The sequence below is a fragment of the Ensifer sp. EB106-05-01-XG146 genome (assembly GCF_058791875.1).
Genome location: NZ_JBYTDX010000001.1, coordinates 710,433 through 725,717 on the forward strand (window position 1 = coordinate 710,433; position 15,285 = coordinate 725,717).

Annotated in this window: 16 protein-coding genes; 5 read left to right on the forward strand and 11 right to left on the reverse strand. The window is 63.3% G+C overall.

The features are described from left to right. Positions 1 to 310: 310 nt before the first annotated feature. Positions 311 to 898: a TetR/AcrR family transcriptional regulator gene (locus tag AC3WVQ_RS03370; RefSeq protein WP_060516242.1), complete on the reverse strand. Its 588-nt coding sequence runs from the start codon at positions 896 to 898 to the stop codon at positions 311 to 313. A 112-nt stretch (positions 899 to 1,010) separates the two neighbouring features. Then, positions 1,011 to 1,349 (reverse strand): hypothetical protein, encoded by a 339-nt coding sequence (locus AC3WVQ_RS03375; protein ID WP_090294812.1) that lies wholly within the window; start codon positions 1,347 to 1,349, stop codon positions 1,011 to 1,013. Positions 1,350 to 1,567: 218 nt separating this feature from the next. Here AC3WVQ_RS03375 and AC3WVQ_RS03380 point away from each other — a divergent pair, with 218 nt between their 5' ends. Continuing rightward, entirely contained in the window at positions 1,568 to 2,170 is a 603-nt protein-coding gene (locus AC3WVQ_RS03380; protein WP_060516240.1) for a superoxide dismutase, read from the forward strand. An 84-nt stretch (positions 2,171 to 2,254) separates the two neighbouring features. Here the strand turns inward: AC3WVQ_RS03380 and AC3WVQ_RS03385 are convergent, their stop codons facing one another. After that, a complete protein-coding gene (locus tag AC3WVQ_RS03385) occupies positions 2,255 to 2,938 on the reverse strand; it encodes a helix-turn-helix transcriptional regulator (RefSeq protein WP_060516239.1) in 684 nt (227 codons plus the stop codon). A gap of 130 nt (positions 2,939 to 3,068) precedes the next feature. On the opposite strand from AC3WVQ_RS03385, the gene AC3WVQ_RS03390 reads away from it, so the two are divergent. The 4 genes from AC3WVQ_RS03390 to AC3WVQ_RS03405 all read left to right on the forward strand — a co-directional run bounded on the left by AC3WVQ_RS03390 (position 3,069) and on the right by AC3WVQ_RS03405 (position 6,135). Next, positions 3,069 to 3,704, forward strand: a complete 636-nt coding sequence (locus tag AC3WVQ_RS03390; RefSeq protein WP_060604012.1) for a LysE family translocator — start codon at positions 3,069 to 3,071, stop codon at positions 3,702 to 3,704. A gap of 230 nt (positions 3,705 to 3,934) precedes the next feature. Continuing rightward, positions 3,935 to 4,381, forward strand: coding sequence for a c-type cytochrome (locus tag AC3WVQ_RS03395; protein WP_034789273.1), 447 nt, complete (start codon positions 3,935 to 3,937; stop codon positions 4,379 to 4,381). A gap of 106 nt (positions 4,382 to 4,487) precedes the next feature. Beyond that, a complete protein-coding gene (locus AC3WVQ_RS03400; RefSeq protein ID WP_060584274.1) occupies positions 4,488 to 5,402 on the forward strand; it encodes a c-type cytochrome in 915 nt (304 codons plus the stop codon). Positions 5,403 to 5,460: 58 nt separating this feature from the next. After that, positions 5,461 to 6,135 (forward strand): nitroreductase family protein, encoded by a 675-nt coding sequence (locus tag AC3WVQ_RS03405; protein WP_034789276.1) that lies wholly within the window; start codon positions 5,461 to 5,463, stop codon positions 6,133 to 6,135. A gap of 51 nt (positions 6,136 to 6,186) precedes the next feature. Here AC3WVQ_RS03405 and AC3WVQ_RS03410 read toward each other — a convergent pair whose 3' ends face one another. From AC3WVQ_RS03410 to AC3WVQ_RS03445, 8 genes are all read right to left on the reverse strand, one after another. Then, on the reverse strand, positions 6,187 to 6,774 hold the full coding sequence (locus AC3WVQ_RS03410) for a DJ-1/PfpI family protein (protein ID WP_034789277.1): 588 nt from the start codon (positions 6,772 to 6,774) through the stop codon (positions 6,187 to 6,189). A gap of 10 nt (positions 6,775 to 6,784) precedes the next feature. After that, positions 6,785 to 7,288 carry a GNAT family N-acetyltransferase gene (locus tag AC3WVQ_RS03415; protein ID WP_060584276.1) on the reverse strand — a complete coding sequence of 168 codons (504 nt, stop codon included), beginning with the start codon at positions 7,286 to 7,288 and terminating at the stop codon, positions 6,785 to 6,787. Between the two features lie 214 nt (positions 7,289 to 7,502). Continuing rightward, positions 7,503 to 7,916: a MerR family transcriptional regulator gene (locus tag AC3WVQ_RS03420; protein ID WP_034789279.1), complete on the reverse strand. Its 414-nt coding sequence runs from the start codon at positions 7,914 to 7,916 to the stop codon at positions 7,503 to 7,505. 125 nt (positions 7,917 to 8,041) lie between these two features. Then, positions 8,042 to 8,917 (reverse strand): alpha/beta fold hydrolase, encoded by an 876-nt coding sequence (locus tag AC3WVQ_RS03425; protein WP_090294700.1) that lies wholly within the window; start codon positions 8,915 to 8,917, stop codon positions 8,042 to 8,044. 229 nt (positions 8,918 to 9,146) lie between these two features. Then, a complete protein-coding gene (locus AC3WVQ_RS03430; RefSeq protein ID WP_110818474.1) occupies positions 9,147 to 9,614 on the reverse strand; it encodes a hypothetical protein in 468 nt (155 codons plus the stop codon). A 104-nt stretch (positions 9,615 to 9,718) separates the two neighbouring features. Next, on the reverse strand, positions 9,719 to 12,052 hold the full coding sequence (locus AC3WVQ_RS03435; protein ID WP_210336561.1) for a glucose/quinate/shikimate family membrane-bound PQQ-dependent dehydrogenase: 2,334 nt from the start codon (positions 12,050 to 12,052) through the stop codon (positions 9,719 to 9,721). A 424-nt stretch (positions 12,053 to 12,476) separates the two neighbouring features. Then, positions 12,477 to 13,982 carry a protein adenylyltransferase SelO gene (locus tag AC3WVQ_RS03440; protein WP_110818473.1) on the reverse strand — a complete coding sequence of 502 codons (1,506 nt, stop codon included), beginning with the start codon at positions 13,980 to 13,982 and terminating at the stop codon, positions 12,477 to 12,479. A 152-nt stretch (positions 13,983 to 14,134) separates the two neighbouring features. Continuing rightward, the gene (locus AC3WVQ_RS03445; RefSeq protein WP_060584283.1) at positions 14,135 to 15,091 is read right to left on the reverse strand and encodes a homocysteine S-methyltransferase family protein; all 957 of its coding nucleotides are present in this window, start codon (positions 15,089 to 15,091) and stop codon (positions 14,135 to 14,137) included. Positions 15,092 to 15,285 lie beyond the last annotated feature (194 nt).

Genomic DNA, 15,285 nt, shown 5'->3' on the forward strand with positions numbered 1-15,285 from the left:
TTCCAACTCCCGTGTTGAGATCTCCAAAACCCCAACAGGATAAGCCGAAAGGCCGGAAGCGTGGCTGTCCCTCAATCATCACCTGCATCTCAGTGATCCGTTCTCTCAGCGGACGCGGTCTCTTTCATGCCACCTCCTTCATTCAACCGACTAGTTGGTCGGGATGTGTTCGAAAAAGAAACGCGATGATTTCACCTGCCATCGCGTCCGTTCGGTTTGATTTCTAGTGCTCGCAAATGTGGCCCGCCGTTCCCACGGGAACAACTGTCTTTTTCGACCGGTGTCGCTTCGAAGGGTCGGAGCTTCGGGGTCAGGCATCGCTTGGCGCCTGAAGTTGTGCCAAGGCGGGCCGTGCGATCGCCGAAAACGTGGCTTGATCCGAGCCGGCGACGCGGGCCGCGAGCATTGCGCCGTGGACCGTCGCCATGAGCGCCTCGGCGGCCGCCTTGGGGCCGTGAGCGGTCCTCAGGGATCCCTTCGCTACGCCATCCTCGATCACGGCTCCGAGCCAGCCGGAAAGGTCGGCAAAATGACCGCGCACTTGCGCGACGACAATATCGGGAAGCGAAGGTATTTCCGAGGCCAGAAGGGCGCCGATACAGAAGGGCATGTCCCGTTTGGCGATACATTCTTCCCAGAAGCCGACATAGGCCTCGAGCCGGGCCGCCGGATCGCCGACAGCTGCTAGCAGTCCTTCAACGCTGCGGCGATTGTTCTTGCGGTAGCGGGCAAGCACGGCTGCGGCCAGGTCCGCCTTGGTCGGGAAGTGATGGTGGATCGTCGCCTTGCCGATGCCGACCACGGCCGAGATGTCCGCGTAGCTGAACGCGCTGTAGCCCCGCGACACCATCAGGCGTTCGGTTGCGTCCAGGATTCGTTCGGAAGTATCGCTCACCATGAGCAAGATCTATCAACCGGTCGGTCGAAGCTCAAGTGAGGAGCAGTCCACATATGCAGTGACCGGGGCCGACGTGGACGGCAACTGGACGGCTTGCGCCGGGTCGCGCGCGCTATTTCTTCTTTGCCGGCACGCCCACCTTGACCGCGTCGGGTGCAAGCTCACCACCGAGCTCGACCGTCTTCTTCTGCTTGTCGAAGACGCAGATCTGCGTGACGGCGACCTTGGAGCCCTTGGGCGTGCCGATCACCAGCGCCAGCCCGAAGCTCTGCGAGCCGAAGGGGTCGACGACGACGCTGGGTTTTTGCAGCGAGGTGGCGGCGGCGAGGCACTTCTTCGAAACCTCTGCCCGGAATGTCTCCCACGCGTCGCCGGAAGAGGCTGCTGCACTGGACGCAGCAAAAGCGGCGATGGCGGAAAGGGCGAGGGCAGGGATGAGACGCTGCGGCATGGACTGTCCTTTATGCATGGTTGCAACGGTCGCGAAGCTGCAGCCAAACCGTGGCATGAATGTGCTTGAAAGTGTCATGCTTTCAAAATGATGTTGAAAGTATATTCCGTGGGTTGAGGAAAAATTGGCATTGCATCGGTTGCCTCCATGAGGGTCGGTGCCTATGTTCCCGTTCACGGATTTCCCGACGAAATTCCATGCCAAGAGGAGATGCCCACATGGCTTTCGAATTGCCGAACCTTCCCTATGACTACGATGCGCTGGCGCCCTACATGTCGCGCGAGACGCTCGAGTACCACCACGACAAGCACCACCTGGCTTACGTGACCAACGGCAACAAGCTTGCTGAAGAGGCCGGCCTCTCCGACCTGTCGCTGGAGGAAGTCGTCAAGAAGTCCTACGGCACCAACCAGCCGCTGTTCAACAATGCCGGCCAGCACTACAACCACATCCATTTCTGGAAGTGGATGAAGAAGGGCGGCGGCGGCACCAGCCTGCCGGCCAAGCTCGACGCGGCCATCAAGTCCGACCTCGGCGGCTACGACAAGTTCCGCGCCGATTTCATCGCCGCCGGCACCGGCCAGTTCGGCTCGGGCTGGGCCTGGCTCTCGGTCAAGAACGGCAAGCTCGAAATCTCCAAGACCCCGAACGGCGAAAATCCGCTCGTTCACGGCGCCTCGCCGATCCTCGGTGTCGATGTCTGGGAACACTCCTACTATATCGACTACCGCAACGCCCGTCCGAAGTACCTCGAAGCCTTCGTCGACAGCCTGATCAACTGGGATTACGTGCTCGAAATGTACGAAGCGGCTTCCAAGTAAGCTGCCCGTCTTCGATGCATGACGTTTGGACCCGGCGCTTGCGCCGGGTCTTTTCGTTTGTGCTGGGTACCGATGAGGCCAGGCTCAGGTGGTCTTCCAGCCGCTGATCCAGAGTTCCCTGAGGCGGTTTCCCTCGCCTGGAAAATAGGCGCCGACCGCCTCGCAGTGCTCGACACGGTCGGCGCGAAAATTGCGGATCGCCTGGCGCAACTCGCACCAGCCGACGATGTTGGCAGTTTCCGAATAGTAGATCAGCGCCACCGGCCGGATCGTGCGTTCTGTGGCGCGGCCGAGTTCGTCGCGATAGTCGAGTTCGAGCTTCTGCTCGTCGCGGATCGCCCGGCGTACCAGAGCGAGATCGATGCCGGCGGGCGAGGGGGCGATCGTTCCCCAGGCGTGCAGCGCCCGCGAACGAAAGGCCAGTCTCAGCGGCTCGGGCACGGCTGCAGTGATTTTCTGGTTGACGCGGCCGGCGGCTGCCTTCAGTTCCTCGTCGCCGGTTCGTGCCAGCAGCGCCAGAGCCAAGGCGATCGCTTCCGTTTCCTCGATCGAAAACATCAGCGGCGGCAGGTCGAAGCCGGGCCTAAGAATATAGCCGATGCCGCGGCCGCCTTCGATCGGCACGCGCATCGCCTGGAGTGCCGCGATATCGCGGTAGATCGAGCGCACCGTCACCTCCAGCGTCTCGGCCATTTGCGCGCCGGTCACGGGCTTTCTCGCAAGCCGGAGGATCTGGATGATCTCGAAAAGCCGTGCCGCCTTGCGCATCGAAAACCTCCCCCGTCGTCAACGCTCCTGACACTACCTTGTCAGTTGACCGGATTTATACCATCAGCCAACGGATTGAAAAAACAGCAATTCGTTTGAGAAGTGAAAACCCGGACGACGGACAACTGACATGACCTACACGGAAAACCTCTGGCTCTTCTTCACCCTTCTGTTCGGCATCATCATCGTGCCGGGTATGGACATGGTCTTCGTCCTGGCGAACTCGCTGACGGGAGGGCGGGCCTCCGGTCTGTCGGCGACGGCCGGCATCATGGCGGGCGGCGTGCTGCACACGCTCTATGCGGCACTCGGCGTCAGCGTCATCCTGCATCTGGTGCCCGGCCTCTTCAACGTGCTGCTCGTCGCGGGTGCTGCCTATATCGCCTGGATCGGCTTTTCCCTGGTCAAAAGCTCGATCACCATCGGCGGCATCGACGGCGCGGACCGGCTGTCGCGCTGGGCGAGTTTTCGCCAGGGCGCGCTGACGAGCCTGATGAACCCGAAGGCCTATCTCTTCATGCTGGCGGTCTATCCCCAGTTCCTCAAGCCGCAGTTCGGGCCGATCTGGTCGCAGGCCCTGGTCATGGCCGCGATGATTGCGGCGACGCAGCTCGCTGTCTATGGCGGCCTTGCCCTTGCCGCCGGCCGCGGCCGGGATTTTCTGGTCGGCAGCCCCGAGACGACCGTGTGGATCGGCCGGGCCGCCGGGGCGGTGCTCGTTCTGGTCGCGGCTTTCACGGTGTGGCAGGGCTGGTCGGCACAGTGAAGCTGTCCCGGTTTCTCTAAAGTATAAACATGAATTTTAAAGTCATGTTATTGGCGGGCCTGTTGAAATCCCGGAATTACGCCGGCCGACGGAAATTCCCTTGTCCTAACAAGCACATCAAAAAAATGTTACTTCCGTCGAATACTCAAGATGACATCATGCGGCCGCATTGGGCATGAAGGCCAGGCAGGCAGATTCGCCGAATAGATTTCATTGACCGGGAGATCCTGATGAAAATACGCGCACTCATGTTGGCTGCCGCTCTTGCGGGCCTGGGTGTTACTGCCGTGACTGCAGCCGACGAGCCGCAGGTGGTTCGCCAGCAGGCGATGAAGAAGGTGGGCGCTGCGACTGGCGCGCTTGCCGGCATCGCCAAGGGCGAGAAGCCCTATGACGCGGAGGTCGTGAAGGCATCGCTGACGACGATCAGCGAGACGATGAAGACCTTCCCGGACCATTTCCCGGCCGGCTCGGAAGCGGGCCACGAGACCGAGGCGAGCCCGAAGATCTGGGAAAACCTGGATGACTTCAAGGCCAAGGCCGCCAAGCTCGGCACCGATGCCGAGGCGGTTCTGGCGCAGCTGCCGGCTGACCAGGCGGCCGTTGGCGCGGCCCTCGGGGGCATCGGCAAGGACTGCGGCAGCTGTCATGAGAGCTACCGCCTGAAGAAGAATTGACCGGCGGCAACGTCCTATCCGGCTGAAAGAGGAGGCACGCGACGTCCCGCCGCGTGCCTTCACTCGTATTGAGCACACTGTTTGCGGCAGGGCATGAGGGGAGACTATGGGTCGTCGGGCGAGAAAGCTGATATCGGGTCTTGTGGTGCTGGGCGTCGTCGGCGGTGCCGCCTTCTGGTGGCTGACGAAGCCGGCACCCTGGAGCGCCTCCCATTGGGAGGGCCTCGGAGAACCGGATCTTGCCAAGGGCGAACAGGTCTTCTGGGCCGGCGGCTGCGTCAGCTGTCATGCCAACAAGGGCGCCGAAGGTGACGCGCGTCTGGTGCTTTCGGGTGGCGCGCCGCTGAAGAGCCCCTTCGGCACCTTCCACGCGCCGAACATCTCTCCGGACGAAACGGCCGGAATCGGCGCCTGGACGCTCGCCGAGTTCGGCAACGCCATGACCCGCGGCGTCGGGCGCAACGGCGAGCATCTCTATCCGTCGTTCCCCTACGGCTCCTATGCGCGCATGGCGGCCAAGGACGTCAACGACCTCTGGGGCTTCATGAAGACGCTGCCGAAGAGCACCGAGGTAGCGCCGCCGCACGAATTGCCATTCCCTTACAACATGCGGATAGCCTTGGGTGGCTGGAAGCTGCTGTTCCTGACCGACAAGCCACGCACCGCGGTGGACGCCAACGACCCGAAGCTCGCCCGCGGGCAATATCTCGTCGAGGGGCTTGGCCACTGCGGCGAATGCCACACGCCGAGAAACGCGCTCGGAGGCTTCGAGCCGGATCAGTGGCTCGCAGGCGCGCCGAACCCGGAAGGCGAGGGCCGTATTCCCGATATCACGCCCGGCTCCAAGAGCATCGGCAGCTGGAGCGCCTCTGATATCGCCTCCTATCTGGAAACCGGCTTCACGCCGGAGTTCGATTCCGTCGGCGGTTCCATGGTGGAAGTGCAGAAGAACATGGCAAAACTGACGCCGGCCGACCGTGAGGCGATCGCCGCCTACCTGAAGGCGGTACCGGCGCTCTAACGCTTGATCTTCGTAGCAAGGCGCGCTCAACTCGGCTTCATAACGAGGAGGAGACTGGATGCGCCCACACGAAACCGCGCCCTACGACCAGTGGATCGAACGCAGCCCCGAGGAGATGGTAGCCCGCGCTGCGGACTTCTATGAAGAGGTCAACCGCCGCCGCACCACGCGTTACTTCAGCGATCGTCCGGTGCCGCGTGAGGTCATCGAAACCTGTCTGAAGGCGGCGGGCACGGCGCCGAGCGGCGCCAACCATCAGCCCTGGCATTTCACCGTGATCGAGAGCCCCCGGATCAAGGCCGAGGTGCGCCACGCGGCGGAAGAGGAGGAGCGTATCTTCTATCGGGACAAGGCGCCGCAGGAGTGGCTCGACGCGCTGGCGCCGCTCGGCACCGACGAAGACAAGCCCTTCCTTGAGACTGCTCCCTACCTGATCGTCGTCTTCTCGCAGAAGCGCGGTGGTCCCAATCCGGGCGATCTGAAAAAGAACTACTACATCAACGAAAGCGTCGGCATTGCTACCGGCATCCTGATCACGGCGCTGCATCATGCGGGCGTTGCGACACTGACCCATACGCCGGCGCCGATGAACTTCCTCAACGAGATTTGTGGTCGGCCGGACAGTGAAAAGCCGTTCCTGATTCTGGTGGCCGGCTATCCAGCCCCGGATGCGACCGTGCCGGTGGCCGGCAAGGTGAAGAAGCCGCTCGATCAGATCTCGAACTGGCTCTAGGCCTGTTGCCAAAAGTGGAGAGGCCGCTTTCTGCACCGAAATGGAAGGCGCTTACCCGATGCTGCCGCTGTCGTCGGGCCGATGCTCCCGCCCGTAGAGTGCAAGAAATCCGTCGAGCTCCGGTGAGCCGAGACCGAGGCCATGCAGGATCTCGCCGGAAAAGCTGATCGGCGCGGTGCCGGCGGCGGTGACCACGTGGCCGCTGCGCATCGCCTGCGGCTGATCGCGATAGTGCGAAGCACCATGATAGCCGGTCAGCGCCGCAAGGCTTTCGGCGCTGTTGCCGGTGTGGTCGACGCGGTCGAGAAGGCCGCATGTCGCAAGGGCATGGACGCCGCCGCAAATGGCTGCGACCACCCGCTTGTTGCGATCGAAGGCACGGATCGTCGAGGAGAGATCGGGCGCCTCGTTCGTGTCCCAGATTGCGCCGCCGCAGATCACCAGCCCGTCGAAGCCGGCCGGGTCGAGGGCATCGACGGAGAGATGCGCCGAGACGTCGAGGCCGCCCATCGAGGTGACACGCGCGCCGTCGACGGTGGCAACCTCGATATCGACGCCGAGATGGGTGCGCGCCGCCGCCATCAACAGCGCACATTCCCAATCGGCGAAGCCTTCGCACAGGACGATTGCAAGACGCATCGGCAGCTCCTTAGCCCAGCTTCTGCATATAGCGCATGCCGGTCACCGGGCGAGGGACGAAGCGTTCGGATTCGTAGAAATGGTGTGCCTGGAAGTTGCCCGTGGCGGCGCTGACCGAAAGGAAGTCGCAGCCGGCCATCTTCGCCTGCTCACGCGCCTTGGCGACCAGGTGGCGGCCAATGCCGGTGCCGCGGCTTTCCGGGCGAACGAAGAGGTGATGCAGCTCCATGCCGCGTGCGCCTTCGGCGGCCCGGTAGATCGGCACGAGGATCGCGTAGCCGATCAGCCGGTTGCCGGCCTCGGCGACGAGCGCCGTAATCCACGGCGTACGGCCGAAAAGGTCACGCTCCAGCTGTTCGGGCGTGATCGGGGCGGCGTCGCCGTGATGGGCCGAAAGTTCGGTGATCATGTCGCGCAGTTCCGGCAGGTCGCGCTGCTTGGCGCAACGGATCGTCACCATCGGCGGGCGCGTCGCCGGTGTCGCATGAAGGGTGGGGATGGCGGTCTGTAGCATGTCTGGGCTCCTCGGGTTTTCTCGCCATCAGGAGCCGGAAAAACAAAAGCCGCCTGATGGCGGCCTTGTTGAATATGATCAGCAGGCCGCTCCTATCGGAACAGCCAAAAATACACGCGGCAAATGGGTGCGTTCTTGATCATGGGCGCTAGATTGTTTGTTTTCGTGATTTTGTCAACGGGGATTTTTCAAGGCGACTAATTAAGCTGCCGCCTCAGTGCTCGCTCTCGCACATGGAATGGTCGGCGAGCGCCCGGATCACATAGCAGTCGCCGACGGTGTGATTGCCGTCGCAGGCGACGATGCGTTCCAGTTCCTGCTCCAGCTTCCTCAATCGCGCGATCTTCTCGCGCACCGTTGCCAGGTGCTCGCTGGCGATGCGGTCGGCTTCGCCGCAAGGTCGCTCCGGATGCTGGCTGAGGGCGAGCAGGTCCTTGATCGAATCGATCGACAAGCCGAGGTCGCGTGCATGGCGGATAAAGGCCAGTCGCTCAAGTTCGCCTTTCTCGTACCGCCGCTGATTGCCTTCGGAGCGCTCGGGCGCTGCGATCAGTCCCATCTGCTCGTAGTAGCGGATCGTCGGGATTTTGACGCCGGTGCGCCGGGAGAGATCGCCGATGGAATACATGCTCGCCTCAAACCTATAGCTTCTGGAGCAATAGATAGTTGGGCGCGACCAAGTGTCAATGGTTGGGAAGGGGAGGGGCCGGTCTCGGCCCCTCTGAATGCTGGACGCTGCGAGGGCGGCTTGTCCTAGCCGCGGTCGTTTTCGAGGAACGAGAGCAGGGCTTCGTCGAAGAGATCGCTTTCTTCCAGCTGCGGCGTATGCCCGCTCTGTTCGAAGAGCCGCACCGTCAGGTCCGTGAAGTCCGCCCGGTACTCGTCCCAGCTGAAGGCCGGGGCGACGAGATAGTCCGAGCGGCCGAGCGCAAGCAGGACCGGCGCTGCCAGCCTGTTCAAACCCTTGCGGATATCGATATCGCGAAAGACCTCGCCCCAGAGATGGTCGAATACCGCGTTGTTGACAGTGACATCTCGCCAAAGAGGCGTTGCGTCGAAGTCCGGCTGATGCCAGCTCTTCGCGCCGAGCCGGATCAGCAGGGCTTTGAAACGTTCCTCAGGCCGCGCCGTGATGTCGTCGCCAAGCTTGGCCATCTCCCGTGCGAAGATCGCTTTTCGGGCCGGCGACACTGTTTCTTCCCAGATCCGGTCGGCGAGCGCCATATGACGAGCCGAATGGCTCGGACCGGTGCCGACCATGATCGCGTGGCTGACGCGCTCCGGGTGCCGCTTGGCATATTCGAGGGCCATATAGCCATGGCCGGAGTGTCCGAGAATGGCGAAGCGTTCGAGCCCCAGATGCGCCCGCATTCGCTCGATATCATCGAGCACCGTCTCGAAGCCGATGTCGCCAACGGCATAGTTGGTCCGCGCCGGTGCGAAGCCGCGGTGGTCGATGAAGATCAGCCGCAACTTCTCGCGAAGCGCTTGGGAGAAGGTGCGGGGGTAGTAGGCGGCGCTGCCGATGACGAGCAGCGGCGTGCCACTGCCTTCGATCCTATAGCCGAGGTCGAAGGGGCCGGCGCCAAGGCTGCCGGCTTCGGAAACAAATCCGTCTTTGGTGGTCATGAGGATGATCCTAGCGATGGCCGGTGAACGGTCATGTCCGTGTCAGGACGTTCAGGCGGCCGAAAAAAAGCCATGCCAAAAACCGCCGAAGGGCGGCTGTGGCGTCGGTCGTTTTCTGCCGGCGAACGTCGCTAACGGATCAGGCGCATGGATCTTGGTCCTCTTTGGAGGATCGCTGGATATCATCGATTGTCCGACCGAGACAAGCCGATCGGCGCAAACCGCCCTCTCAGGGGATGTCGTCGCCGCCGTTGGCGAGATCGGCGGTCGCCACGTCGCGCTGCTGCTCGACACCCATCGCGCGCTCGACAGCCTTGCGGATCTCTTCCTCGGCGGCCTGCCGCTGCTCGGGGGGCATCTCCTTGAGATCCGCTTCGGTCAGGCCCATCGCCTTGAGGACCTGTTCGCGGATTTTCTCAACCAGGCTCTTCTTCGCTTCCTTCAGCAACTCGTCGCTGACCGAACCGTCCGAGGCCGCAGGGCCTTCTTTGGCGGAAATCGAAGCCGTGCTCTCGCCGTCGCGCGCCGCCGTCATCCACAGCGCGTTGGAAAGGGCGTTCGAGGTCGAAGGCGGCGCGATCGTCGGGGCCTGGCGCGGGCGCGCATCACCGCCGCTCTCCTCGATCGGCGCGATAGTGCCCGCCTGCTGGCGGCGCTGGGAGAAGTAGTAGTTCGAAATGCTGTTGTCGATCTTCATGGGAATCCCCCGGAATCTGTCGTCCGGGGGAAGCTGCTGTCGCGGGCTTGCGCGGAGCTTACTTTTGCAACCTTCTGGCGAGAATTAGGGATGCTTCGCGCGCGTCAAGGCAGAGTGTAGGCGATGATGTAGTCACCGGGCCTGGTGCCGACCGAGCCGTGGCCGCCGGCAACGATCAGCACGTATTGCTTGTCGCCGACCGCATAGCTCATCGGCGTCGACTGGCCGCCGGCGGGAAGGCGCGCCTCCCAGAGCTGGCGTCCGGTCGTGAGGTCATAGGCGCGCAGATAATCGTCGACAGCGGCACCCAGGAAGGCGACGCCCCCCTTGGTGATCATCGGCCCGCCGATGCCCGGTACGCCGACCTTGAACGGCAGCGGCAACGGCGTCATGTCCTCGACTGTGCCGTTCTTGTGCTTGTAGGCGATCTTGCCGGTCCTGAGATCGGCTCCAGCGACGTAACCCCACGGCGGCGCCTGGCAGGGAATGCCGAGCGGTCCAAGGAAGGGGCCCATGAAGACGCCATAGGGCGCTCCATCGTTGCGATTGAGCCCTTGCTCCGACCCCTTCTCGTCCTGGCCCTTCGGCGGCACCTGGTCGCGGGGCACGAGACGCGAGGTGAAGGCGAGATAGGTCGGCATGCCGAACATCACCTGCCGCTCCGGATCGATCGCGACGGAACCCCAGTTGAAGGTGCCGAAGTTGCCGGGATAGACGAGCGTGCCCTCGATCGACGGCGGCGTGTAGCGTCCCTCATATTTCAGCGAGCGGAACGCGATGCGGCAGGCAAGCTGGTCGAACAGCGTGACGCCCCACATGTCTTTTTCCTGCAGCGGTGCAGGCATGAAGGTGAGGCCGGAGACCGGCTGGGTCGGGGCGGTGAAGTCCTCGGGGATCGCGCCACCCGGCGCCTGCACCTCCTCGACCGGGATGATCGGTTCGCCGCTCCTGCGGTCGAGCACGTAGATGTCGCCCTGTTTCGTCGGTCCGACCAAAGCTGGCACGACGGTGCCGTCCTCCTTGGTGATGTCAAGCAGCGCCGGCTGCGCCGGCACGTCCATGTCCCAGAGGTCGTGATGTACGCTCTGGCGAACCCAGCGCACCGCGCCTGAATTGATGTCGAGCGCGACGATCGAGGAGGAATATTTCTCGACGTGTTCGCTGCGGCCCATGCCGAGCTGGTCGGGCACCTGGTTGCCCATGGGGATGTAGACGAGGCCGAGACCCTCGTCATAGCTGAAGACCGACCAGCTGTTCGGCGAGTTGGTGGTGTAGGTCTGGCCTTCGGGGAGCGGTGCCGTCACATCAGGGTTGCCGCTGTCCCAGTTCCAGATCAGAGCACCGGTGTTGATGTCGAACGCGCGGATGACGCCGGACTGTTCCTGGGTGGAATAGTTGTCGTTGACCGCACCGCCGATGATCAGCTTGCCGGCGACGGCAACCGGCGGCGACGTCGAATAATAGTAACCGGCCGGGTTGTATTTCATGCCCGTTTCGAGATGCAGGACGCCATTGTCGGCAAAGCTGGTGCAGACGGACCCCGTCGCCGCATCGAGCGCGATCAACCGCGCGTCGGAGGTCGGAAGGTACACCCGTTCGGTGCAGGGGCTGCCCGGGGCTGCAGCCGGGTCGGCCCAATAGGTAACGCCGCGGCAGGTCTGGTGCTGGCGGTCCGGGTTCATGCCCGAGTTGCTGTCATATTTCCATTTCTCTTCGCCGGTTGCCGCATCGAGCGCGATCGCCCAGTTGTGCGGTGTGCAGGCATAGAGCGTGTCTTTGATCTTGAGCGGCGTCACCTGATAGGTCGTCTCGCCCACGTCGTCGGGTCTCTTGATGTCGCCGGTCTGATATTGCCAGGCAACCCTCAGCCCCCCGACATTCTCAGGCGTGATCTGATCGAGCGGCGAATAGCGCTGGCCGAAGGCGGTGCGCCCGTACTGGTGCCATTCGCCCGGCGGTACCGAGCCGCCGAGCGGTGGATTTTCAGCGACGACATCGCTCGGCAGATCGCCGCGTATGTCGTGCGGGTCCTGCATGATCGCGTAGCCCGCGACACCGACCGATACCAGCACCGCAAATGCCAGCGGCCAGCCACTCACGGCATAACGCTCGCCCGTCGGGCTTTCGAAGCCGAGCGGTCGGCGCACGGCCGGCAACAGCAGCCAGAGCCCCAGAAGGACGATGACGCCGCCACGCGGGCCAAGCTGCCACCACTCGAACCCGACCTCAGACACCGCCCAGCCGAGCGAGCCCAGGATCATGAACGCATAGAGCCAGATCGCCGCCGATTTCCGCATGAACAGCAGCACCGCCGTCAGCAGGAAGCCGATGCCGATTGCGAGGTAATAGGGGCTGCCGCCAAGCATCAGCAGCTTGGCGCCGCCGCCGCCAAGCGCGAGGCCGATGATTGCAAAGACGATGGCCGTCAGAACGAGCATGATGGGAACTCCCGCATCGAAGAACGGTGCAGTGGCACGGTTCTTTCCATTGCGGCGGTCCGTCGCCGGGACCGCGTGAGACAGGTGGCTTCGAAGCGGCGGTCGCAAGCCTGTCGCGGCCGCCCGGTCAGGGAAGGCGCAGAGCGCCTGTCCTGTTAGCACCTAACGCGCCGTCTCTGCCTTTCAATAGCCACATTCCGCAACGCGGAAATATTCGCAGGCCCGCAATAAAGTTGCGGTCAAGGCGACCGAACGTGGACGACCGGTGCGTTTAAGCGCCGCTGGCGGCGCGTTGGCTGAGGGCAGCCAGGTGCCCGTCCCCGCGTAAAAACAGCGGCATAGAACGATTTGATGAATCGGCCTGGCAGCAGAAGCGCAAGGCCGCGGAAATACGGCTCACCGGAATGCCGCATTCCCGAGACGGCTATGTGCCGCAGAAGGTGCGCTGGACTTCCTCTCCCGGGCTCGGCGGAGCCTGGTAGCGGGCAAACTGCGGCTGGTCGGTATAGGGGTTGGCGGTAACTTCGACCAGGGCCTCAAAGAGCGAGAAGTCCGCATCCTCGGTCGCGGCCGCGATCGCCTCTTCGATCCGGTGGTTACGCGGAATAAAGGCCGGGTTGACCGCCATCATGGCGGTCGCGCGTTCATCCGCCGTCGCCTTCTCGCGGCTGAGACGCTGACGCCACTCTTGCAGCCACGGCCCGATTGCCCCGGTAGAGGCAAAGGTCGAGGCGAGTGCGGCATCGGCGGCCGGGTCGCGGGCGCTGTCGCACAGCCGCCGGAAGGTGAGGGTGAAATCCGCTTCCCCCTGATGCATGGCCGTCAGCAGCGCCTGCAACAGGTCGAGATCTCCCTTTTCGCTCATGGCCAATCCGATCTTGCGCCGCATGCCATCCAGCCAGTGGCGCTGGAAGATCGCGCCGTACTCGCCGAGCGCATCATTGGCCAGTTCCACCGCAGTATCCTGGTTGTCGTCGAAGAGCGGCACCAGGGTTTCTGCCAGGCGCGCCAGGTTCCATTGCCCGATCGCCGGCTGGCTCGCATAGGCATAACGACCGATCTGATCGATCGAGGAAAACACCTTCTTGGGATCATAGGCATCGAGGAAGGCGCAAGGGCCGAAGTCGATCGTCTCGCCCGAGATCGTCATGTTGTCGGTGTTCATCACACCATGGATGAAGCCGACATGCAGCCAGCGCGCAATCAGCTCCGCCTGGCGCGCGGTCACCGCCTTGTAGAAGGCAAGATAGGGCCGTTCGGCGTCCCTGACCTCAGGGTAGTGGCGATCGATCGCGTAGTCGGCAAGCACCTTCACCGACTCCATATCGCCGCGCGCCGCGAAAAATTGGAACGTGCCGACGCGCATATGGCTTGCCGCGACCCGCGTGACGATGGCACCCGGCAGGATCTGTTCGCGATAGACCGGTTGCCCGGTGACGACGGCGGCAAGCGCCCGTGTCGTCGGAATGCCGAGCGCGTACATCGCCTCGCTGACGATGTACTCGCGCAAGACTGGACCGAGTGCCGCGCGCCCGTCGCCGCGCCGTGAGAAGGGGGTCTGGCCCGGTCCTTTGAGCTGGATGTCGCGCCGCTTCCCGTTGCGGTCGATCACCTCGCCAAGGAGGATCGCCCGGCCATCGCCGAGTTGCGGCACGAAGGTGCCGAACTGGTGGCCGGCATAAGCCATGGCAAGCGGATCGGCACCGGCGGGAAGGCGGTTGCCCGAAAAGATCTCGGCGCCCTCGCGTTCGAGCGTCGCCACGTCGAGACCGAGCTCCTCGGCCAATGGCTTGTTGAGCTTGATCAGCCAGGGCTCCGCCACCGGAGTGGGCGCGACGCGCGCGAAGAACTGCTGCGGCAGGCGCGCGTAGCTGTTGTCGAAGGCAAAGGCTTCGGCATTTCCGGTCGGCGAGGGGGGAACGTAATTCATGACAGGGCGGTCAACGGCCTTTGCCGGGATGTCCGGCTGCCGTCCTTTCCGTTCAAGTCTACACAAACACTGTGGCTTTCGCGAGGGTGTCGACGAGAAGGCGCCCTCCCGCAATTGCTTGCGAGAGGGCCGGGAGGGCGAGGCCCCGCGCCTCAGGCGCTAAGCGCCGTCGGTGGAAGGCAGGCCTCGCAGATTGCCGCGATGTGGCGATGGTCGGTGCCGCAGCAACCGCCAAGAATGCGCAATCGTGGCAAATGCGTCGTCAGTGTTCGATAACGCTGGCCGAGGTCGAGGGGATCCCCGGCATCCAGGATTTCGCTGTTGTCGAGCTCGGCATGGCTCATCCTGGAAGCGTTGGCTCGGATACCGGCAATGCGCTGCGCCCAGGCGCTCCCTGTATCGAGGCTGGTCTCGAAATGATCGGGGTGGGCACAGTTGATCATGTAGTAGTGCGGATAGCCGCCGGTCGCCGCATCAACGGTCTCGATCGCGGCCTGAAGGGTTCGGCCGTCTGGGAGCCGGCCGTCGGTTTCCACCGTGAAGGCAATCGAGCAGGGCATGCCATGGCTCTGGGCGGCCCGGGCAATGCCGGTCGCCTCGTCGATGCTGGTCAGCGTATAGGCGCCGACGATATCGGCGTCACTGGCGGCAAAGGCGGAGATCTGTGGTCCGTGATAATCCTCGGCCTCATCCGCGCTCATGCGGCCCAGGCGATAGCCGTCGCCGCGCGGCCCGATGGCGCCGCTAAGCACGATCGGCGCTTGCGGACGTTCGTACTCGGCGCGCAGTTCCGCCAGCATGTAGATGGCGTTCTGGTTGACCTCGGCCAGGGCCGCGGCGTCATAGCCGAGCTTCACGCCCCAATCGGCGCTGGCGCGCCAGGTGGGTGTGTCGAGCACGAAGCCGGTGCCGTGCTGCTGTGCAATTGCGAGATATCGCTTGTAGTAGTCGAGCAAGCGCCGGCGCCCGTCCGCCGTCGAAATGAGCACGAAGGCGGCAAAATGCGGGAGGGAGATGCCCTCATGAAAGATCAGCGTCGTTTCGATGCCACCGTCACTCAGGAACAGTCCACCCTTCAAGAGCGGCAGGCTGCGTCTGTATTTGGCCATATCGGTCTCCACCGGTTCAGTCTTGGCTGAAGGGCCCGCGGATGCCTCCAACACCGCAGAACCAAGTAAATTTCTGCCTTATGATCATCTTCTAAACTAGACGACTTGCGGTATACTATTGCTAATATACTAAATTAGTGTCGAAAAATCAGTGACTTACTGGCTTGCAGCCGCCGCTGCGCTAGGAGCTGGCC